Source organism: Nocardia coffeae (assembly GCF_019890715.1).
Lineage (GTDB): Bacteria > Actinomycetota > Actinomycetes > Mycobacteriales > Mycobacteriaceae > Nocardia > Nocardia jiangxiensis.
In genome coordinates this window covers 266,109-286,250 of the sequence record NZ_JAINZY010000014.1, presented here as the reverse complement: position 1 = coordinate 286,250, position 20,142 = coordinate 266,109, and the positions used below count along the sequence as shown (strand labels likewise).

Annotated in this window: 24 protein-coding genes; 15 read left to right on the top strand and 9 right to left on the bottom strand. The window is 66.6% G+C overall.

Annotated features, from left to right (window positions below; translation table 11 throughout):
• Positions 1-185 precede the first annotated feature (185 nt).
• The 5 genes from K7711_RS37520 to K7711_RS37500 all read right to left on the bottom strand — a co-directional run bounded on the left by K7711_RS37520 (position 186) and on the right by K7711_RS37500 (position 3,784).
• On the bottom strand, positions 186-1,259 hold the full coding sequence (locus K7711_RS37520) for a quercetin 2,3-dioxygenase (protein WP_222975915.1): 1,074 nt from the start codon (positions 1,257-1,259) through the stop codon (positions 186-188).
• Positions 1,256-2,176: an alpha/beta hydrolase gene (locus K7711_RS37515; protein ID WP_222975913.1), complete on the bottom strand. Its 921-nt coding sequence runs from the start codon at positions 2,174-2,176 to the stop codon at positions 1,256-1,258. The genes K7711_RS37520 and K7711_RS37515 overlap by 4 nt, the downstream gene beginning before the upstream one ends.
• A 54-nt stretch (positions 2,177-2,230) precedes the next feature.
• Complete coding sequence (locus K7711_RS37510) at positions 2,231-3,118, bottom strand: LysR family transcriptional regulator (RefSeq protein WP_222975911.1); 888 nt, start codon at positions 3,116-3,118, stop codon at positions 2,231-2,233.
• 101 nt (positions 3,119-3,219) lie between these two features.
• Positions 3,220-3,396, bottom strand: coding sequence for a hypothetical protein (locus tag K7711_RS37505; protein ID WP_222975909.1), 177 nt, complete (start codon positions 3,394-3,396; stop codon positions 3,220-3,222).
• A 154-nt stretch (positions 3,397-3,550) separates the two neighbouring features.
• A complete protein-coding gene (locus K7711_RS37500; protein WP_222975907.1) occupies positions 3,551-3,784 on the bottom strand; it encodes a hypothetical protein in 234 nt (77 codons plus the stop codon).
• 343 nt (positions 3,785-4,127) lie between these two features.
• On the opposite strand from K7711_RS37500, the gene K7711_RS37495 reads away from it, so the two are divergent.
• The 3 genes from K7711_RS37495 to K7711_RS37485 all read left to right on the top strand — a co-directional run bounded on the left by K7711_RS37495 (position 4,128) and on the right by K7711_RS37485 (position 6,909).
• Positions 4,128-5,459 (top strand): NsdA family TPR-like regulatory protein, encoded by a 1,332-nt coding sequence (locus K7711_RS37495; protein WP_268929627.1) that lies wholly within the window; start codon positions 4,128-4,130, stop codon positions 5,457-5,459.
• The gene (locus K7711_RS37490) at positions 5,456-6,031 is read left to right on the top strand and encodes a GNAT family N-acetyltransferase (protein WP_235748369.1); all 576 of its coding nucleotides are present in this window, start codon (positions 5,456-5,458) and stop codon (positions 6,029-6,031) included. The genes K7711_RS37495 and K7711_RS37490 overlap by 4 nt, the downstream gene beginning before the upstream one ends.
• A gap of 188 nt (positions 6,032-6,219) precedes the next feature.
• Complete coding sequence (locus K7711_RS37485) at positions 6,220-6,909, top strand: LppX_LprAFG lipoprotein (RefSeq protein WP_222975903.1); 690 nt, start codon at positions 6,220-6,222, stop codon at positions 6,907-6,909.
• A gap of 56 nt (positions 6,910-6,965) precedes the next feature.
• On the opposite strand, the gene K7711_RS37480 is transcribed toward K7711_RS37485, so the two are convergent.
• The 4 genes from K7711_RS37480 to K7711_RS37465 are packed head-to-tail and all read right to left on the bottom strand — an operon-like array spanning position 6,966 to position 8,727.
• On the bottom strand, positions 6,966-7,412 hold the full coding sequence (locus K7711_RS37480; RefSeq protein WP_222975901.1) for a 3-hydroxyacyl-ACP dehydratase FabZ family protein: 447 nt from the start codon (positions 7,410-7,412) through the stop codon (positions 6,966-6,968).
• Positions 7,413-7,421: 9 nt separating this feature from the next.
• Positions 7,422-7,874, bottom strand: a complete 453-nt coding sequence (locus K7711_RS49115; RefSeq protein WP_222975899.1) for a hotdog family protein — start codon at positions 7,872-7,874, stop codon at positions 7,422-7,424.
• Positions 7,875-7,879: 5 nt separating this feature from the next.
• Entirely contained in the window at positions 7,880-8,518 is a 639-nt protein-coding gene (locus K7711_RS49110; RefSeq protein ID WP_222975898.1) for a hypothetical protein, read from the bottom strand.
• Positions 8,515-8,727: a hypothetical protein gene (locus K7711_RS37465; RefSeq protein WP_222975896.1), complete on the bottom strand. Its 213-nt coding sequence runs from the start codon at positions 8,725-8,727 to the stop codon at positions 8,515-8,517. Before K7711_RS37465 ends, K7711_RS49110 begins: the two co-directional genes overlap by 4 nt.
• 269 nt (positions 8,728-8,996) lie before the next feature.
• On the opposite strand from K7711_RS37465, the gene K7711_RS37460 reads away from it, so the two are divergent.
• From K7711_RS37460 to K7711_RS37405, 12 genes are all read left to right on the top strand, one after another.
• Entirely contained in the window at positions 8,997-9,440 is a 444-nt protein-coding gene (locus tag K7711_RS37460) for an SCP2 sterol-binding domain-containing protein (RefSeq protein WP_222975894.1), read from the top strand.
• 364 nt (positions 9,441-9,804) lie between these two features.
• Positions 9,805-10,089 (top strand): acyl carrier protein, encoded by a 285-nt coding sequence (locus tag K7711_RS37455; RefSeq protein WP_222975892.1) that lies wholly within the window; start codon positions 9,805-9,807, stop codon positions 10,087-10,089.
• A 7-nt stretch (positions 10,090-10,096) separates the two neighbouring features.
• Positions 10,097-11,254 carry a thiolase family protein gene (locus K7711_RS37450; RefSeq protein WP_222975890.1) on the top strand — a complete coding sequence of 386 codons (1,158 nt, stop codon included), beginning with the start codon at positions 10,097-10,099 and terminating at the stop codon, positions 11,252-11,254.
• Positions 11,251-12,210, top strand: a complete 960-nt coding sequence (locus K7711_RS37445) for a hypothetical protein (RefSeq protein WP_222975888.1) — start codon at positions 11,251-11,253, stop codon at positions 12,208-12,210. The genes K7711_RS37450 and K7711_RS37445 overlap by 4 nt, the downstream gene beginning before the upstream one ends.
• On the top strand, positions 12,207-13,886 hold the full coding sequence (locus K7711_RS37440) for an FAD-dependent oxidoreductase (RefSeq protein WP_222975886.1): 1,680 nt from the start codon (positions 12,207-12,209) through the stop codon (positions 13,884-13,886). The genes K7711_RS37445 and K7711_RS37440 overlap by 4 nt, the downstream gene beginning before the upstream one ends.
• The gene (locus K7711_RS37435; RefSeq protein WP_222975883.1) at positions 13,883-14,389 is read left to right on the top strand and encodes an SCP2 sterol-binding domain-containing protein; all 507 of its coding nucleotides are present in this window, start codon (positions 13,883-13,885) and stop codon (positions 14,387-14,389) included. The genes K7711_RS37440 and K7711_RS37435 overlap by 4 nt, the downstream gene beginning before the upstream one ends.
• On the top strand, positions 14,386-15,642 hold the full coding sequence (gene fabF / locus K7711_RS37430; RefSeq protein ID WP_222975881.1) for a beta-ketoacyl-ACP synthase II: 1,257 nt from the start codon (positions 14,386-14,388) through the stop codon (positions 15,640-15,642). Before K7711_RS37435 ends, fabF begins: the two co-directional genes overlap by 4 nt.
• Before the next feature lie 2 nt (positions 15,643-15,644).
• A complete protein-coding gene (locus tag K7711_RS37425) occupies positions 15,645-16,118 on the top strand; it encodes a DUF3237 domain-containing protein (RefSeq protein ID WP_040832617.1) in 474 nt (157 codons plus the stop codon).
• A 6-nt stretch (positions 16,119-16,124) separates the two neighbouring features.
• Positions 16,125-16,895, top strand: coding sequence for an ABC transporter ATP-binding protein (locus K7711_RS37420; protein ID WP_308015125.1), 771 nt, complete (start codon positions 16,125-16,127; stop codon positions 16,893-16,895).
• 3 nt (positions 16,896-16,898) lie between these two features.
• The gene (locus K7711_RS37415) at positions 16,899-17,636 is read left to right on the top strand and encodes an ABC transporter permease (RefSeq protein ID WP_222975879.1); all 738 of its coding nucleotides are present in this window, start codon (positions 16,899-16,901) and stop codon (positions 17,634-17,636) included.
• Between the two features lie 33 nt (positions 17,637-17,669).
• A complete protein-coding gene (locus tag K7711_RS37410; protein WP_222975877.1) occupies positions 17,670-18,662 on the top strand; it encodes a DUF1702 family protein in 993 nt (330 codons plus the stop codon).
• A complete protein-coding gene (locus K7711_RS37405) occupies positions 18,659-20,083 on the top strand; it encodes an ABC1 kinase family protein (protein ID WP_222975875.1) in 1,425 nt (474 codons plus the stop codon). Before K7711_RS37410 ends, K7711_RS37405 begins: the two co-directional genes overlap by 4 nt.
• Positions 20,084-20,142 lie beyond the last annotated feature (59 nt).

Sequence of the window (20,142 nt, the reverse complement as noted above, 5' to 3'; positions counted from 1 at the left end):
TCCGTCTCCACCGCCAGCAGCGCCGAGGTGAACTCCGCTCTCGTCGCTTTCTCGCGCAGCGCGGCAGCGAACCTTACTCGCTGTCCGGGGGTGGCCGCTGGTGTCCGACGATCCGCTGGCAGCCGTTTCTTCAGTGGTGTGGCGACCGGGGAAAGGGGCAGATCGCCGGGGCGAGGGTTCTCCGACTACAGGTCGAGCGCGCGGGTGCGGGTGGGTGGGGGACCGACGACGACGAGGTCGAGATCGGCGGCGTTGGCGATCAGGCGCTGCTGGAACACTTCCGGGGTGATCAGACCCCGGGTGTAGATGTGCTCGTCGGTCGGGTCGCCGGTGACCTCGAAGAACGGCTCGAAGATGTCGCTGGTGAGCATGCCGAGCAATCGGGTGCCGTGCCGTTCGATGGCGAAGGTGTGAATCGTGCCCGCCGGGGCGTGGACGAAGTCGCCGGGGGTCAGCAGCACTTCCTCACCGTTGACGTACACCCAGATCCGGCCGGACATGCAGAAGAAGTTCTCGGTGTGGTGCTGATGGAAATGCCGGATGAAGTACGGCTGCGGCGCTGCCGCGGACAGCACCGAGAAGTACCGGCCGCCGGTGTTGCGTCCGCGGGCGTTGAACGCCTGGATGGTGTCGGGCCAGTCCAGTCGTTCGCCGGTCATCGCGCGCAGGAAATACGGTTCGATGCCGTCGGGGAGCGTGTCGTCCCAGTCGTCGGTCGCCGGGGTGAAGGACTCGCCGGTGTGACGGCGCGCGCCGCGGGGCAGTAGCAGTTGTTCGCTCGCCGCATCGCCGCCCGCGGTGTACATGTGTGCCTCGACGCGGGCCTGGGCCAGCGCGTCGTCGTCGAGCAGGACATCGAGCGCTCCGCCGGGAGCCGAGAAGAACAAGATCCGGCTGCCGTGGCCGAGAATGCGATAGGCGACCGGGACGCCGGGCGGAACGTGGATCGAATCACCCTGTGCCAGAACGCGACTCCGACCGGGCAGCCAGAATTGCGCACTGCCTTCGAACACGTGGTAGGTGCGCTGGAGTTCGGCCAGACTGTGGAAGGGAGCGCCCGCCCCGCGCGGGCCCAGAATGAAGGCGGCGTCGAAGAGTCCGCCGGTGTCGGCAGGTCGCGCGATGACCGTCCACAGTTGCCCGTCGACCTCGTAGCGCTGTCCTTCGCCGCTGGCCAGGTAGTAGGGGGCGGGCTCGCCGGGCAGCGCGTTGATCAGGGGAGGGGTTCGGTTCATCGCGTCCAGATCGATGGCTGTCATCGCGTATTTCCCTCCGAGAGGTGACGAGCGAAGAAGTCACCGATGTCGTCGAATCCGAAGGTGGAGTGCTCGTCTCGCGGATCGGCGCGGCGGACGCGGGCGGCTGCCCGGCCATCGCGGAGCAGGCGGCCGTCATCCATCACGTCCGTGAGGTCGGCGTCCATGTGCCCGCTCGGGTTCAGGAATCCGTGCTTGTAGTCCTCGACCAGGTACAAGGTGCTCTCGACACCGGCGGCGATCAGCGCGGCGTGCAGCCGTTCGCTGTGGCCTTGGGAGACAACGGGATCCGCCGTGCCGTGTGAAATCTGGAACGGCGGCGCCGACGCTACGACCTGATGCAGTGGGCTCGCTGCGAGCGCCGACGCGCGCCGCTGCTCCGGAGGACCGCCGAGGAACGCCGCCTCGTGACTCGGCCTGCCATCGGGCAGCAGCGCCCGGGCCGTGGTCAGGTCGGTGGGACCGTACGATTCGGCGACCGCGGCCACCCGGGCGTCGCCGGAGTCGGGCTCATCGTCGAGCCGGTCGAGATGACCGGTGAGCCCGGCCAATGCGGCCAGATGCCCGCCCGCCGACGAGCCCCAGACCCCGATGCGGTCGGCCCGTAGATTCCAGGTGGCGGCGTTGCCGCGCAGAAACCGGATCGCCGATCGCACATCGTGCAACTGGGCGGGGAACACCGCCTGGCCGCTGAGCCGATACTCGATCGACACCATGGCTATCCCGCGTTCGACGAAGAATCGCCCGAAGTCGGGCGCCAGGGTCCGATCGCCGGTGAACCACGCGCCGCCGTGCAGCCAGATCACGACCGAAGTCGGCCCGTCGGCTCCGATCGGGGTGTAGAGGTCCAGCAGCAGCGCGCCGGTGGCTCTGTCGGCGAACGGCAGATCCCGTGTGACAGATACCGAATTGTTTTGCACACCTTCGATATTGCGGACCGTCGACACCGAAGACCAGCGGGAAATCCCGAACCGCTATTCGGCGAATCCGGATGATGCCGACTGTGCGACCCGCACCGCCAAACGGGTGAAGCGCCGCAGCGCCGGGGTGGACCGCCCCGCGCCGACACACAGGTGGGTCGGCCGATCGTCGAGATCGGCGATGGGCACGAATCGCACACCCGGCCGCTGATAGATGCGGGCGCCCAGCGCCCCCGCGACGTTCACGCCGATACCCGCCGCACACAGTTCGAGGACTTCGTCGAAGTTGTGCGCGGTCGGGAGCGTGCGCGGGGCGTCGCGCAGCACGTTCCCGAGCCATCGGTCCGAGGTCCGCGCGTCACCGACCGTGACGAAGGTCTGGTCGACCAACTCGGCAACCGTGACGGACTCCCGCGCAGCCAGCGGATGACTGTCGGCGACGATCAGCACACACGGATCGGTCCACAGCGGCGTCGCATGGATCGTGGGCGGGACGGTCCCGGCGCCGGGTATCAACGCACAGTCGACCGTCCGGTCGAGCAGCGCCCGATACGGATCGGAGAATCCCAATTGTTTGATGTGCCATTCGATTTCGGGCATCTCGTTGCGCGCGGCGGTCAGGATCTGCCTGGACTGTGTACTGAAAACGGCTATGCCGATGCGCAGTTCGAGCCGTCCGCTGTCCGACCGCGCCCAGAAGATGACATCGTCGACCGCGCGGACCGCGTTCTCCGCCAACGGGATCAGCTCGCGACCTTCGGCGCTGAGGCTGACATTTCGGGATGTCCGCTGGAAGAGTGTTTTGCCGAGCCGTCGCTCCAGCGCGGCCACGTGTTCGCTCAGTGACGAAGGGCTCACGTTGAGCCGCTCCGCAGCTCGACCGAAATGCAGTTCCTCGGCAACTGCCAGAAAGCTGCGGAGATGCGCGACGGTGACGTCCACACTCCGAGCCTAGTGCGGAGCACGTGGGGTGTTGGGATCCTCTCGCGGTCCGCGCGGGTATTCGCCACGCTGATCCGTGTCGGCTGCCGCTGAATGCGTCCTCACTGATTCTGTCGCAGGTGGTTGGACTTGGGTGCGGCCTCGGCGTGTGTGCGGTCTCGCTCGGCCCATTCGTCCAAGCCGACGGCGACCCGGATCAGCAACGCGAGCGCCTCCGATGTCGCCCGGTGCGGGATGCGGTGAGCGACTGGTATGCGCTGCGGCAATCGGGAATTCACGTCTCGCCCAGCGTCGGATCAACGCCGTTCGGGGCATACCCGCGAGCCTGGTACCGATGGATGCAGGAAGCGCCGCAGAACGCGCGGTCGTCGTAGCGGTGTATCCGCAGATTCCTTTTTCCGCACCAATCGCACCACAGATCGTCTTCGCAGCTCACATGCCCTCCGATCCCCGGGACGGCCCGTTCGGTTCGCCGTCTCGTCGAGCAGGGTGCTGTTCGAGTACGCGTCCGCCGTCGACGAGCACATCCCGTGCGGCGCGTTTGCGGCCGCACTCGGTGATATTGCATCCGAGGTGTCGCTGCATCGTGGCGTGCGCTTCCGGGATGCTCATGGCGGTGTCGGGGGAGTCGTGCGGCCACTCCGCGGGCCAGAGGCTGGTGTCCATGACGAGTTCCTTTGTCGGTCAGAGGAATTCAGTGGACGGCACTCCCATGCGATGAAGCCGAACAATCCGGCTGTCAAAGCGCCGAGCAGGATCCAAGTCGTCCACATCGAGACCTCCGGGGGTGTCGGTCGGTTCGGGTTCCCAGATGCCGGTGCCGGATCGGTCACCCGGGCTATGAGTCAGTGACCGGCGCGGCAACCCCCTTGTGGGACTGGGGAATCCCGGAATCTGGAGTGCCTTCAAGCGTCGCTGAGACACGACCTCCAAACCAGCGACAGACCACTACCGAACTCCTACACTTCCCTTACGGCATTTGCGTCGCATGGACAGGGGTGGATAGGGGATGGTTGTCCGTCAGTGGACTCGATGTGAAGTCCGGGCGCTGCGGGTCGTGGCGCTGCGGCTCACGCAGGAAAAATTCGCTGAGCGAGCGGGGTATTCGGCAGCCGCGGTGGGCAAATGGGAACGCGCTACCTCGGAGCGCCCGGTGCGTGGGGAATCGGCGCAGGATCTCGACACCGTGCTCGCCCAGCTCGATCCCGAGCAACGAGCACGGTTTCGATCCGCAGTCGATATCCTCGATGATGACGGTGCGAAGCATGCCCGAAGTGCTACTTCGCCTCCGCGTGCAGTTCGGGGCGAGTATCGCGACGGGCAGAAAGCTGACGGTGACGTGAAGCGACGAGAATTCGGCAAGCTGACCGCCACCACAGCCCTGGCGATCACTCTTCCAGGCAATCACAACCGTATCGGAATGAGCGATGCGCAAAGACTTTCGGACGATATCGATGCTCTCGACAAGGCAGATCAGCAGTCGGGTGGCGCGGTGCTCGTCGACTTCGCCGTACAGCACCTCGGCAAGGCCAAAGAGCGTCTACTGACCGGCGTATTCGCCGACAGGTCGGGGCGCGCATTCACCACGGCGACTGGAGAGCTGTCCGTGCTCACCGGTTGGCTCGCCTACGACTCCGATCGGCAGGCGCTCGCGCAGAGTTGCTACGCCGATGCGATGGCGCTCGGTGTGGAAGCGGGCGATACCGAACTCATCGCGCATACCTGCTTGTATGCGGCAAATCAGGCTATTTCCCTCGTGCGCTCCGGCCGAGGAGGAAGCCTGCACAGAGCGCTGCAACTGATCGATCGTGCACGAGATCTCATGCGCGGACGTCCCCCAGGCCGAATCCACGCGCTGATCGCGATCCGGGAAGCCCAGGCGCGGGGGCTCCTGGGTGAACTGCAGGCGTTCGAGCGTGCCGTGGCCACGGCACATCGCGAACTCGAATGCGCGGTGCAGTACGAGCCGTTGGAGGCGGTCCCCCAGTGGCTTCGATTCGTCACACACTCGGAAGTTGCCGACCACGAAGCCCGAGGCTACGCCGATATCGGCAAACTCGGCCGCGCTGTCGAACTCTATTGCGCCGCAATGCAACACCCTGCGGCACCGCGCAACATCACGAACATCCGCGCATGGTCTGCGGCTACCCGCGCAGCCCTCGGCGACATCAACGGCGCACTCGAGGAGGGAATGACGGTACTCGCGGACCTGTCCACTGTCTCGTCGACGCGTACCCTCCGGCACCTCGAGCCGGTGCGCACGGCCGCCGCTCGAGCAGGTGTCGGCGCCGACTTCCGAGCCGCATACGACAGCCTCGATCAGAAAGTGATCACTGCATGAGCGTGCCAGATGGCCTCGAGTTCGAGCACTTCACCGCTGCGCAGGCGCGAGCGCGCGGGAATATGGTCGAAGACATCTATCGGGCTTCCTATGTCGATGCGATCGCGTCCGGAGACCCCTTCGATTCGCCGTCCGAGTTCATGCGCAGGTTCGATTCGTACACCGGTCCTCGGAACGGGGACAGGTTCGCGTATGTGCTCGCGCGGGTGGGGGATGAGTCGGCAGGGCAGACCTGGGGGTGGTCGCTTCCGCCGGATGCGGCGTGGTGGAGGGGGTTTCAGCCGGATTCGGGTCTTGCGGGGGATTTCACCGCCGAGGATGGTGAGCGCACGTTCGCGCTGAGCGAGATCATGGTGTGTGCCGGGTATGCGGGCCGGGGGATTGCGCGTGCCATGCATGACGAGCTGCTGCGTTCGCGGCCGGAAGGCCGCGCCACTCTGCTTGTGGAAGAGGGCAATTCGCGGGCCTATCAGCGGTACATCCAGTGGGGCTGGCGCAAGGTCGGGCATCTGCGGCCCGACTGGCCCGATGCGCCGCGGTTCGATGTTCTGCTTCGGGATCTCGCGGACTGAAACTTGCAGAGTGGAAGTGGGAGATCGCAGGACGTCGGTCTGTTGGCCTCGCTTGTGCAACCGAGGTGGGCGCGCGACGGGTCCAGTGCACCCGCGAAAGTGAATTATGTTGGTGCACTGCATTATTCGCTTGTAATTCGCCCAATTTACTATGGTGTCGTGCGGTGTCCTCTCGATAAAATGCGGGGGTGGATACGAGCCGAGCGTTGAAGACGATTCTGATGGCGGCCGTTGTCTCGGCCGGGGTGGTGGCCTGTGGCGATGGGTCCGGGGGGCTGCCTGATCCGCACTATCTGTTGCGGGGGGCCGTGGCGGGGGCCGGAGATGTGAGCAGTGCTCATATCGAGATGGCCAGTTCGGGGGCGGTTGCCGGGTTGCCGGTGCAGAAGATGAGCGCGGATGTGGTGGCGCCCGAGGGGAGTGCGGCCGGCGCTTCGGTGGGGACCGTCGAATCGGTCGGGGTGCGGGTGAACTTCGTGGAGCGCAAGGGGGTGTTGTACTCGCGTGGCCAGGATGGGAAATATGCACCGGTGCAACAGATTCAGGGTGCCGGTACGCTGCCGCATCCCTCGACGCTGCTCGATCCGGACCACGGTCTGGCGCACACCCTGGCCGATCTGAAGAACGTCGTCACCGAGGTGCGCGAAGACCATGACGGCACGCTGGCCTTCCGAGTGACCGGGGATCTGCCCGCCGCCGATGTGAGCGCATGGCTGCCCGGTGTGCATGCGGACAAGCGGATCGCGGTGTGGTTCGCCGCGACGGGCCGTCATCAGCCGCTGGGGACGCGACTCACGGTGTCGGGCTCCACGCCTGCGTCGATCGACTTCACGCTGTCCAACCTGAACAGGAAAGTTCAAGTCCCCCAGGTGGTTTGAGTAAATGCCGCGCCCCGGCGACAATCGCCGGGGCGCGGCCGACCACCACGGGAAGCTCATGGTGCGGGCGTACGCACCAGGCTCGCGGCGAGCACGAGTACGCCGATGCTGGCCACGATCTCGCCGTCCACTCGCGCCTGCATCTCCCACTGGGTGTCCTCGGGCAGTTCCGGCTCGCCGCCGTGCGCCGACACCATGAACTCCACCTGATCGCCCGGAACCACGAAGCGGCGGAAGCGAAGTCGCTGCGCACGGCGTAGTCGCGCGGTGTCCGAACCCGCCGCCAGGCGCGCGAGGGCCACGGCGCTCTCGACCAGGAGTACGCCCGGCAGCACCGGATACCGGGGGAAATGCGTCGAGAAATAGGGCATGGTGGCAGTCACGTTCAGATACGCCACCGCGCGAACACCGGGTTCGACCGCGCCGATCCGGTCGAAGGCGGGTGTGCCCAGAGTGGCCAGGGGGCCGGTCGTCAGGGGTCCGGGTATCAGCGTTCCGGTCATCTCTGCCTCCTAATCCATCGGGCCGCGGCCCAGCAACATATCCGCCATCCGCGCGGTGTCCACGGGATCGTCGAGCCGCTCGGCGTCGACGAACGCGCACATCAGGCTGTGCACCACCAGGATCGGCTCGCCGCCGACCTCGACCCGGCCGTCCATCATGGCGGTGCGGTTGCGTTTGGAGGTGACCTGCGCGGTCATGCGCAGTACGTCACCGGGCACCGCATCGCGCAGTACACGCACCTCGCCCAGGCTCAGCAGGGCCGCGCGTTTGCGATGCTCGGAACTGAGCAGTACCAGCCACGCCCCGGCCTGGCACAGCGCTTCCAGCGCCAGCCCGAACGGCAGTACCGGACCTGATTCATCTGTCTGCCAATGATTTTCGTACACCGACACCGCCTTGCGCGCCACGATGCTGTGGTCCGCATCCCACGATTCGATGCGATCGATCAGATGGAAACGCACGTCGATCAGCCCTCGCTCGTGTCGGCCCGGGAATGCAGTGCCCGCAGCTGGTCGGACAGGGGTGTGGTGGTCACCGCCGCGAGGCGGTCGAGGGCGGCCGGGTCGTAGACCAGGCGCGCGGCCGAGAGGATCTCCTCGACATCCAGCGCCCGCAGGCAGCGTTCCAGCTGTGTCGCGGTCGCGACCTCCATGACGGTGCCGAGGGTGAGCCAATCCTGCCGGTCGGCCAGCGTGCGGGCGATCGCGACCGCGAGATCGACCGGCAGTCCAGCGATCAGCGCCGCCGATCGATGCAGGTCCAGATAGGCGGCAACGCGGGCGAGCAGCTCGGGCCGCAGGCGCTTGGCCACCGACAGCGCCCGCGCGGGTTCGAGCACGGCCGCCAGATGCGCGGTCATGAGCGCACTGTTGTTGTGCGAGGCCACTTTTGCGGCCACGGGCGGCGGCAGCACCCTGGTGGCGGCGACGATCTTGCCGAGACCGTCCTCGGTGACCGAGAAGAAGTGGTCGTAGACCTGATGCAGCAGGGCGTCCAGATCGCCGGTGGGCACATCGGCCAGGTAGTCCAGGCGCTCGACCGGAATCTCCAGCGCGCGTGCCAGCCGGTCCCGCGCGGCGGCCCTGGTCTCGGCGGAGTCGATCACAGACCCACCGCCCTGCGAACCGCGCCGCGCAGGAATCCGGGCACGTTGTCCAGCGCACCGAACGCATCGGTGGTGAGCTGCTCGACCCTGCTCTGCGCCGCCTGCGCGATCAGCCGGGCGAGATCATCTCGATCCGCCTGCGGCAATGCTGAAATCGATTCCGGTACAGCATGTTTCAAGATACTGATCAGGTCATCGGAATCGGTCATGGGAACCTCCCGGAAATCGAGCTGCATCGACTGGAGTGACGGCGGAGCGACCTCGGGCCCGCGCGCGTGTTCCAGTGGTGCGGAGAAGGTTGAGATAGGGCATCTTCGACCGGAAGAATGTCGTCCCGAAAGTACCACGCGTACCAGCGCTCTGCGAGTTGACCGACGCTCGTGCGCGTACCTACTCTGACCCTCGCGCGCCGGCCTCTCGGCGACGCCGCCCGATGTACTCACATTGTGGCAAATCATCGAATTTCGGGGAGATGTCTATGTCCGAGAACGATACTGCCGTGCCCGTCGAGCGATCCCTCGCGGCCGAGTTCAACGCCATCGTCCGGGGGATCGACGACGACACGTTGAACCGGTCGATGTCCGACGCGCTGAGTCGAGAGTTGGTGCTGGCAGCGGTATTTCGCGAGATGCCCGCTCGGATGCGGACGGATCGAACCGCCCGCAAACGCACCGTCGTACGGTGGCGGATCGGTGATCCGGCCGCGGTCTGGACCGTGGTCGTCGACGTCGGCGGGTGCACCACCCACAGTGGTCCGACCGACGAAATCCCCGATGTCACAGTAGAACTCGAGATGGTGCCGTTCCTGCGGCTGATTGCCGGACAGGTCGGCGGCTTCGCCCTCACGACCACCGGCCGGCTGCGAATCAAGGGCAACCTGCTGCTCGCCCGCAAGCTCGAGGATTGGTTCGCGCGCGAGTGAGGATTTCATTCGAAAGTGTGCATCCTGCAACATGTTCGGGCACATGAGTGGTTAATGACGTGTCTCGCAACATCTCTGGGCTGGGGAGAGGCGTCCGGATGTAACCAGCGGTTGACGGTCCGAACGACGTAACTTAGGCTTTGTAACGACCGGAAGCAAAGGCGCTCAGCATCATCCGACCCCCCAGTGTTGTGGCGGTTGTTTCTCTGTACCTCGAACCGATCGACTTCTCGAATCCGACCGATCTCGCAGTCGGATCATATTTCCCGGAATGCGGCGGTAGTTATCCGTCACATGATTTCTCGCTGGATTCCGTGCTGCTCACAGAGCATCTCCTTGCGTACCCTCTCCGGAAGGCTGGCACATGCAGGTCGAGACATCGATCCGCGATGACATCGCGGAATTCTTGCAGGCACATTATCAGATCGATCTGGACTCCGTATCCGCGGATGCGACGATGGAGGACCTCGGTCTCGATTCCCTCGGAGTGCTTTCGGTCGCGGATCTGATCGAAACGAAGTATGGCATTTCCCTGGACGACGAACGTATCGCCTCGGTGCGAACGTTCTCCGATCTGATGGACCTCATCCGGGTCAAGGTCGAAGAAAGTAAGGCCAACGAATCCGCACGTGCGGAAACGAGGGGCTGAGTATCAGATGAACGATGTTTACATCACCGCCACCGGTCGCTTCCTACCGGGTGATCCGATAACGAACGACGAGATCGAGGAATACATCGGAAAGGCCGGTCGTGCGTCCTCGGATCTGAAGGATCAGATTCTGCAGAACAGTGGCATCAAAACTCGCCACTACGCGATCGACAAGAATCAGGAGACGGTGTATTCGAACGCGGCGCTGGCCGCGGCCGCGGTCCGCGATGCGGTCGAGCGCGCCGGCGTATCGGCCGAGCAGGTCGAGATGCTGGCCGCGGCGACGACACTGCCCGATCTGATGGGCCCGGGGCACGCCAGCATGGTGCACGGGGAGCTGGATTACCCGCCCATGGAGATCGTCACCGCGCACGGCATCTGCAGCTCCGGCATGATGGCGCTGAAGAATGCCTATCTGCAGGTCAAGGTGGGCGAGAAGGCGACCGCGGTGGCAGTGGCCAGTGAATTGGCCTCGCGCGGGTTCAAGCACACGCGCTACGAGGAGATGAACGCGCTCACCGAGGACGGTTCGCTGCCGATGGAGACCGCGTTCCTGCGGTACATGCTCTCCGACGGCGCCGGCGCGGCCGTGGTGTCCGACACTCCGGCCAGTGACCGCATCAGCCTGCGCGTGGACTGGATCTCGCTCACCTCCTACGCGAACACCGAAAAAGCGTGCATGTATTTCGGCAGCAACAAGAACACCATCGACAAGGCGTGGGCAGATTATCCGAACGCGACCGCCGCCGCGCGGGACGGGGCGCTCGTGGCGCGGCAGAAACTGTCGCTGCTGCCGCATCTGGTCCGTGTCGGCATCGACGAATACGAGCGTCTGGCGGTGGCCGGGAAATTCGATCCGGACAAGGTGACCTGGTTCCCCGCGCACTATTCCAGTGAGCGGATGAAGACCATGCTCACCGGTGAATTGCGGCGGCGCGGCGTCTCGGCCGGTCGGCCCGAGGCGTGGTACAGCAATCTCACCCGGGTCGGAAATATCGGCAGTGCGAGCATTTACGTGATCGTCGATGAAATGCTGCGCGAGAATCTCATTCGCCCGGGTGACACTCTGCTGTGCATGGTTCCCGAATCCGGGCGCTTCGCGATTTCCTTCATGCATCTGACCGCGGTCGCACCGAGCGAATCGGCGGCGAAGGAAACCGCATGACGGGCGAATCCGTCCGCACCGTCGTCGTTGTCGAATATTCCCAGACCGGGCAGCTCGACGAAGCGGTGGATGCACTGGTGGGGCCATTGCTGGCGGCGGGATGGCAGGTGCGTCATATCGGGATCGAACCGATTCCGGAATTTCCGTTCCCGTGGCCGGTAACGCGATTCTTCGGAGTGTTCCCGGAATGTGTGGACGAGAACGCCACCGTACCGATCACCTCGGCCGGGTCCGAATTGTCCACTGCATCAGGCGATTTGGTGATCTTCGCCTATCAGGTCTGGTATCTGGCCCCGTCGCTGCCGATGCGCAGTGTGCTGACGCGTCATCCCGAACTGTTCGCCGACCGGGACGTGCTGACCCTCGTGGCCTGCCGGAACATGTGGTATTCGGCGGCCGCGGAGGTGCAACGCCGCTTGCGGGCGATCGGTGCGCGTCAACTGGGGACGGTGGCCGCGATCGACACCCGCCCGCAGGCGCTGACCTTGGTGACCACGCTGCGCTGGTTGCTGCTCGGCCGCCGGAACGGTGCGCTGTTCGGGCGGGCGGGCATCGGCGACGACGAACTCGAGCGGCTCGGCGCGCTCGGTGCGGGACTGCTCACGACCTCGTCCACGCAGGACGTGCGCGCGCTGCTGCGCGAGCAGACCTCGGCCCCGGTCGTGCCGGTGCTGGCGGCCGCTGATCTGCTGGCGGGCAGAGCATTCCGGCGCTGGGGCGCGGTGATCCGGCGCTCCTCGACGTTCGGCTCGGGCGCGCGGGCGGCCAGTCTGGGCGCCTTCGTCGGCTCGCTGGGGCTGGCGATCGTGCTGGGACTGCCGAGCCTGGCGCTGGCGCGTGCGCTCGGTGGTCGCCGATTCGACTGGTTCGTCGAGGCCCGCGTGGCCGCGACGACGAATCCCGAGAACCCGGTCGACAGTTCGGAATCCGTTGTGGAGGAAGGGGTTCCATCGTGACTGTGCTGCGCACACAGGTCGCGGTCGTCGGTGCGGGTCCGGCCGGATCGGCCACCGCGTTGTGTCTGGCCCGCGCCGGAGTCGAGGTCGTGGTGCTCGAACGCCGCACCGGGCCGCCGCGCCACCCGCAAGCGACGCTGGTGAACGTCCGCACCACCGAGATCCTGCGCGAATTGGATCTGCTGGACGCGGCGCTGGCCGTGGGCACCTCGCTGGAACAGGCGGCGCGCGTGCGCTTCCTGCACCAGGCCGCTGGTGCGGAACTCGGCCGACTGGAACTGGTGCAGACCACCGACAAGCTGATGCGGCTGGCCCGCCAGAGCCCGACGATGCCGATGATCTGCCCGCAGAACCGGATGCAGGCGGTGCTCACCGGACAACTCCGGCTCAGCCGCAACGCCACCCTGCTGACCGGTGTGCGGGCCGAGGAGGTCGCGCCGACGGCGAGCGGGGTCTCGATCGGCTACGTCGACACCGACGGCGTTCAGGGCCGCGTGGTGGCGGACTACCTCGTGCTGGCGGAGGGAATGCACGGCGGGTTGCGCGCCCGATGTGGGATGGGCCGGACCGAGACCGCTGCACTGGGTTCGCTGCTGGACATCTATTTCCGCGCGGACCTGCGGGACCGGCTCGGCGCGGACAGCGTCCTGCAGTGGATCGTCAACGACCGGATCCGCGGGGTCCTGATCACCGTCGCGCCCGACGCGGGTGAATGGCTGCTCGAGATCCCGATCGACGAAGGCGCGGCGGCCCCCGATCCCGATGTGGCGCTGCGGCAGGCGCTGGGTGCGGGGATCGACGCCGAGATCCGCTCGTCCCGCACCTGGACCATGGGCTGCACCGGAGTGGATCGCTGGCGCGACGAGTCCGGCCGGGTCTTCGTCGTCGGAGACGCCGCGCACACCTTTCCGCCCACCGGCGGATTCGGGATGAACACCGGCATCCAGGACGGCCACAATCTCGCCTGGAAACTGGCCGCGGTACTGGGCGGTTGGGCCCGGCCGGAGTTGCTGGACTCCTACGGCGCCGAGCGGGCTCCCGTCGCGAACTTCAACGCCGAGCAGAGCACCCGCAATGCGGTGGCGATGCGCGAATTCGGTGATGCCGCCGCGGCATTGCTGGCCGAGTCGCCCGACCTCGACCCGAGCGCGCTCGCCGACGGCATCGAGGCCCAACGCCCGCATTTCGACTTCTACGGGCAGGCGCTGGGCTTCCGGTACGGCGCCGACGAGCCGGTCGAATCGGTGGTTGATTACCAACCACGCGTTGAGATCGGTTGTCGCGCACCGCATCACTGGCTGCGCGACGATTCCGGTGCGCACCTGGGTGTGCTCGATCTCGCCGCCGGGGGCTTCGTGCTGCTGTGCGGTCCGGAACAGGCCGAGCGGTGGGCGGATTCGGTGGGTTACGTCCATCTGATGAACACCGTTCCGGTCGTCACGGCCGCCGTATTCCCCGATGATCGGGGCGAAACGATCAGCGGCGCACGGACATTGATCGACACCACCGGTGAGCTGCTGGCCGAATACGGACTCGCCGGACCCGGTGCGGTGCTGATCCGTCCCGACGGCCACATCGGCGCACTGCTGGCCGGAGTCGACCCGTACAACGAAACGATCCGTGCCGTGATCGACTGCACGGCAACGGGTCTGCAGAGATCCGAGGTGCTGACATGAACTCCGAGGCATTGGACCGGGCCGTGGCGATCGCGGCGGAATCCGGTAAGGCGAGCCGGTCGCAGATCGAGGACCTGCTGTCCGGGGAGCGCCCGCGCGTGCGCTCCGTGGTGGAGGTGCTCCCCGAGGCCGATCTGATCTGGGCGCTGGGCACCGATGTGGGGGAGCAGGCGCTGCGCAACGCCTTCGACCTGATGCCCAGCTACTACGTCGCCGGGAACTTCGATCGCGACATCCTGGTGCGCTACAAGGTGACCCGCGCCCCGGGGGAGCCGGTGGTGCAGGACGTGCGGTTCGGGCCGCAGACGTGCGGGCTCGTCGAGCCCGGCGACACCCCCGATCTCACCGTGTTCCTCGACGGCACGGGTTTCGTGAAGATCGCGACCGGCCTGGTCAAAGGGATGGAGCTGCTCATGCGAGGAGAACTCAAGGTCTCCGGCGACGCGCAGGTCGCCATGAAGATGGAGGCGTTCTTCGGCCTGGCCCCGGCAGGTAAGCGATGAACGCGCCCCGCCGCCGCGTGGTGGTGACCGGTATCGGCCTGGTCACCCCGCTCGGAATCGGCCTCGAAAACTATTGGAAACAGCTGATTTCCGGCGTCAGCGGCGTTCGGGAGATCACCTCCTTCGACGCGTCGTTCAACCGGGTGCGGATCGGCGCGGAGGTGCAGGACTTCGATCCGTCGCAGTGGCTCGAGTACAAGGATGTGCGGCGCTTCGACCGGGTCGGGCATCTGGCGGTGGCAGCCTCGGAGCTCACGCTCGCCGATCAGCACCTGGACGGCCTGGACCGCGAGGATCTGGCGGTCATCATCGGATGCGCGCTGGCCGGGGTGAACACCGCGACCACCGGAATCGCCGATCGCCTTGCCGGACGCAATGTTTCACCACTGTTCATCCCGATGGCCATGGCGAACTTCGCGGCCTCCACGGTAGCGTTCCGGCACAAGTTCGGCGGGCCCTGCTACGCCCCGCTGAGCGCGTGCTCCTCCTCGGCCGACGCGGTGGGACAGGGATATCGCATGGTGCGTGACGGTTATGCCTCGGCCTGTCTGGTCGGCGGCGCCGAAGCCGCCATGAATCCGACTGTGCTGGCAGGGTTCACGAGTATGCGTGCGTTGTCCAAACGCAACGACGATCCGGCGGGCGCGTGCCGGCCGTTCTCCGGGGACCGCGACGGATTCGTCCTCGGCGAGGGTGCGGGCATGCTGCTGCTGGAGCCGCTGGAGTCCGCGCGGGCGCGCGGTGCGCACATCTACGCCGAGGTGTGTGGCTACGGGCAGGTCGTCGACACCCACCATGTGACCGCGCCCCGCGAGGACGGCGCGTGTGCGGCCAAGGCGATGAGCAAGGCGATGCAGGAGGCGGGGGTGGAGCCGAGCGAGGTGGACTACATCAACGCGCACGGCACCGGGACGCAGCTGTCGGATCCGGCCGAGACCAAGGCGATCCACCTCGCCTTCGGCGAGCATGCCGGTTCGGTCGCGGTGAGCTCCACCAAGGCGATGACCGGACATATGCTCGGCGCGACCGGCGCGGTCGAGGCGGCCACCTGCGCGCTGGCGATCGACCGCGGCCAGATTCCGCCGACCATCAACCACACCGTGCCCGACCCGGAGTGCGATATCGACTGCGTTCCGAATACCGCACGGACACAGGAGGTTCGGATAGCCTTGTCGAATTCGATTGCCTTCGGTGGTCACAACGTGACGTTGGCTTTCCGCAAGGTCAGCGAGAGCCCGGAAGACGAGGAATAGGTATGGAACTCACTCCCATCGGCACCGTCACCGCTCATCTCAAACCGCCCATAATGATCGGTCCCGGCCCGTACGGCGTGCGGATGTTCGTCGAGATCCTCGACGGCGATCTCACCGGCGCATCGGAGGCCGCGGACGTCGCGCAGCTCACCGGCAAGGTGCTCTCCGGCGGTGGCGACTGGGCGCTGATCGGTGCCGACGGCTGGGTGCGACTGGATGTGCGCGTGCAGTTCCAGACCGGTGAGGGCGGCGTCATCTTCGCCTCGTTCCCGGGGTTGATCGAGATGACCGACAAGGTGCAGCAGGCGTTCATGGAGGGCAGCAGCACCGAATTCGACGATCAGTACTTCCGGGTGACCCCGCAGCTCGAGACCGGTGACAGCGATCTGAGCTGGGTCAACCACACGCTGTTCGTCGGCGAGGGCCGGTTCCTGGACGGATTCGGCTTGCAGTACAACATGTTCCGGGTCGGGTGAGATTCGGTGACGACGGAGACATCCGATGCGGTGGCGGTGCAGGACCTGGTCGTCACGCGGGCTCGCCGCCCGGTGCTGCGCGGCCTGTCCTTCCGGATGCCGGTAGGGAGTGTGACCGGGCTGCTCGGTCCCAGCGGATGCGGCAAGACGACGCTGATCCGCGCGATCGTCGGGGTCCAGCGGATCAAATCGGGATCCGTGACGGTGCTCGGACTGCCCAGCGGTTCGGCCGCGTTGCGCGCGCGGCTGGGGTACGTGACCCAGTCGCCCTCGGTCTACGACGACCTGACGATTCGCCAGAACGTCCGGTATTTCGGTGCGGTGTACGGGGTTTCGAAGGCCGCGGTCGATCGCACCATTCGCGACGTGGGGCTGGTCGAGCACGCCGATCGGCTGGTGGATCAGCTCTCCGGCGGTCAGCGCGCGCGGGCGTCCCTGGCCTGCGCGCTGGTCGCCGAGCCGGATCTGCTGGTGCTCGACGAGCCCACCGTCGGCTTGGATCCGCTACTGCGCCGCGATCTGTGGGACCACTTCCGCGGCCTGGCCGACGCGGGCACCACCCTGCTGGTGTCGAGTCACGTGATGGACGAGGCCGATCGCTGTGATCGGCTGCTGCTGTTGCGGGAGGGGCGGTTGCTGGCCGACCAGCCGCCCGCGGAGTTGCGCGCCGCCACCGGCGCGGACAATCTCGAGGCCGCGTTCCTGGAACTGGTGCTCGCGACCGAGCGCGGCGAAACCACCGAAACCGCCACGGCGGCAAGCGAAGTGGAGGTCTGAGCGATGTCCGTCCGGCTCACCGCCTGGACCGCGCTGCGGGTTCTGAACCAACTGCGGCACGACCGGCGCACGATAGCGTTGATCCTCGTGGTGCCCAGCGTGCTGCTGGCGCTGCTGTGCTACGTCTTCAACGGGCGCCCCGACATCTTCGATCAGGTCGGTCTGCTGCTACTCGGAGTGTTCCCCTTCACCTCGATGTTCCTGATCACCAGTGTCGCGATGCTGCGCGAACGCGCCAGCGGCACACTCGAGCGGCTGCTGAGCATGCCGCTGCACAAACTCGATCTGATCCTGGGCTACGGCATCGCGTTCGCCGCGGTCGCGGTGGTGCAGGCGATCGTGGCCGCCACGGTCGCCTACGAACTGCTCGGCCTGCAGACTCAGGGGCATGTCGCGATCGTGCTGCTGATCGTGGTCTCCACGGCCGTGCTCGGTTCCTCGGCCGGACTGTTCACCAGCGCCTTCGCCCGCACCGAATTCCAGGCGCTGCAGTTCGCGCCGTCGGTGATCATCCCGCAGTTGCTGCTGTGCGGGCTGATCTGGCCGCGTGAGGAGATGGCCGCACCGTTGCGGGCGGTCAGCAATGTGGTGCCGCTGCGTTATGCCGCGGAGGCCCTGGATCAGGTGGGCACCTATCCCGAGCCCACCACCGTGCTGTGGCGCGATCTGGTGGTCGTGCTGGCGTTCGGCGTCGTACTGCTGGCCGCGGGCGCCGTCACGTTGCGCCGCCGATCCAGTTGACGCACACCGCATTACCCGAAGCGAGGTAGTTCGATGGTTACTGCGCTCACCGTGGCACGGCACCTGGTGCCCGCGCCCACGATGAACGACATGAAATTCGCCAACCGTGGCTTTCCCGTCTCCGCCAACGACGTCAGCAGGCGTTTCGAGGGCGTCTCGCGTGCGGTGATGGAGGGCTTCGAGTACGGCGCGGATGTGGCGAAGCAGGACGAGGTGGTGCGGCGGCTCGACTGGATCGACCCGTTCTACCAGAGTCTGGCCTACGAGGGCGCGGTGGCGGCGCTCATCCTGCGCGATCTGCTGGTATTCGGAACTACCAGTCGCGCAAAGGCATTCGTCGACGGCCCGGCCGAACCGCATTCGCTGATGGCGTACGTCGGATACGGATTGGTGATGTCGCGGCTGCCACGCTCGATGTGGCGGCGTGCGTTGCCGCGGTTCGACTCCAATGCGCTGGTGAGTCAGCTGAGCTGGCTCGCCGTGGACGGATACGGATTCGATCGCGCGTTCTTCGACCCCGGGCGGTGGATCGACGGCGGTCGTCGCGCGCCCGAAATCGATTGGGAGGGTTACCCTTCCTACTTCCCACGGGCCTTCGACCAGGGTATCGGGCGAGCGCTGATGTTCGTGCACGGCGGAGACAGTGTCGCGGCGGGCGCCGCGGTCGAGCGATTCGCCCCGGACCGTCGTGGTGATCTGTGGAGCGGAATCGGCGCGGCGCTGGGCTATCTCGGCGGGCAGCCGCGTGCGGCACTGCTGGATGCGATGTCCGACGCCGCTGCGCACGCGCCGGAGGTGGCGGTCGGGGCCGTGATGGCGATCAAGGCCCGGCACTACGCCGGATATGTGCCCGAGAGCACCGAACTCGCCGCCGAGGTGATCTGCGGCAGCAGTGTCGAGGAGATCTCGGCGTTGGCGGACGAGGCGGCGCAGGATCCGCCGGGTGGGGGACCGGCGCCCGACTACGAGGTGTGGCGTCAGCGCGTCCGCGCCGAGTTCGCCGATTCGGCGGTGCGATCGGCATGAGCACCCGATCTGTTTCCGCGCCCCCCGACGAGGACCTGCACGGTTTTCCGGCGTCCGCGTTCAGCGTCGACCGGCCTGCCCTGGACCGCTTCGGTCCGGCCGAAGCGCTGCGGATATTGGTGATCGCGGTGACGTTCACCGCCTGTGCCACACGGCGTTTCGCCGGATATGCGCTGGCGGCGGCGTTCGGACGACGTGGCGAGCGCACGGTGCGCTCGGCGCTGGCCGAAGGGGTGGTCGACGGATTCGAGCGGCTGGGCCCGATGTTCGTCAAACTCGGGCAGCTCATCGCCTCCTCCTCGGGTGCGTTCCCGCGCGAGCTGTCCGATGCCTGCCTGCGGTGTCTGGATGACGTCCCGCCCGCCTCCGCCGTTCGGGCTCGGGCGGTCGTCGAGCGGGATCTGGGTCGCCCGATCGCGGAGCTGTTCACCTCCTTCGACAGCGTTCCGCTCTCGGCTGCCTCGGTCGCGCAGGTGCATGCCTGCGTCCTGCCCGACGGGCGCGAGGCCGTGCTGAAGATCCAGCGTCCCGGCATCGCCCGGCGGATGATCGTGGATCTGCGCGCCGCACTGGTGCTGGCCCGGCTGCTGAACTGGCGTTTCGAGTCCGCTCGCATCGCCAATGCCGTCGGCGTGGTGCGCGATCTGTACGAATTGTCCGTGGCCGAGGTGAACTTCCTGGTGGAGGCGGACCGGCAGCATCGTGTCCGGGAGCAGCTGGGATTCTTCGGCGACAACGCCGATGTTGTTGTGCCCGAGGTGTTCTGGGAATTCTGCGGCCCGCGCGTGCTGTGCATGGAACGGTTGCGCGGGGTGCCGCTGGACCGATTCGACGACGTGCGTGCCCGCGCCGACGCGCCGATGCTCATCCGCCGCATGGTGAAGGTGTGGCTCGAAGGGGTCACCGTGCACGGGCTGTTCCACGGCGACGTGCACGCGGGCAATCTGTGGCTGCTCGACGACGGCCGCCTCGCGATGCTCGACTACGGCATCGTCGGGGAAATGAGCGAGCCGTGGCGGGCACTGGTGCGGGCGATGTTCTACGCCAGCGCGTTCGACGGCGACTTCACTCCCGTGGCCCGCGCCATGCGCGAGCTGGACCTGTTCCCGGATCAGAGCGCCGACGACGAGGCGATCGGCGCCCAGCTGGCCATGGTCGCCGGTCCGATCCTGTCCGGCGAGCTGGCCGATATGGACCTGCGCACGATCACCGGTCTGCTGCTGGACTTCGGCAAGGATCGCGGGCTGGCAGGCCCCGAACAGCTGATCCTGCTCGGCAAACAACTCGGCTACTTCGAACGCTACGCGGTCGCTCTGGCCCCGAGTTGGCAGCTGGGCCGAGACCTCTACCTGCTGCGCAACATCTTTCCCGAGAAGGTGGCGGCCGAGGCCGCTCGGCAAGGCGTTTCGCTGCCCTCGTGAATCGGGTGCCGCCGACGGCCGTCTCAAATTGAGATCTGCATCACAGAGTGAGGCGGTAA